The 321-nt window shown below is 42.4% G+C and carries 1 pseudogene; it reads right to left on the reverse strand.

The features are described 5' to 3' along the window. Positions 1-321 (reverse strand): annotated as a pseudogene (locus H4J65_RS00085) (transposase); the annotation flags it as partial.

The following is a 321-nucleotide window of genomic DNA, read 5'->3' on the forward strand; positions in this document are numbered from 1 at the left end:
TTCATTGTATGGCTCTTTAGTTTTCCAGCATCGAAATACGATCCGTATCCACTTAAATGCTAACGAACGCACAGCTGCCTGGTGAGTATTGCCTTTTTCCCTTTGTTGCTGATAATAGATTTCCGTCCAATAAGATTGCCTTATGCTTTTAGTAGCCCATTCTATAAATGATTGGCGAGTAAATTTAGAGCACTGATACGGGGGCTATCCCTGCATACATTTGAATTTCCGATGCGCTATTGAATCGACTACGGTTTTCCCCAATAGCCACTAGTAACCTAGGAGCTAAACACGGGCCAGTACCCGGTAATGAGTTGTAAA

The sequence above is a fragment of the Colwellia sp. MB02u-9 genome, from assembly GCF_014077085.1.
In the GTDB taxonomy this organism is placed as follows: Bacteria; Pseudomonadota; Gammaproteobacteria; order Enterobacterales; family Alteromonadaceae; genus Cognaticolwellia.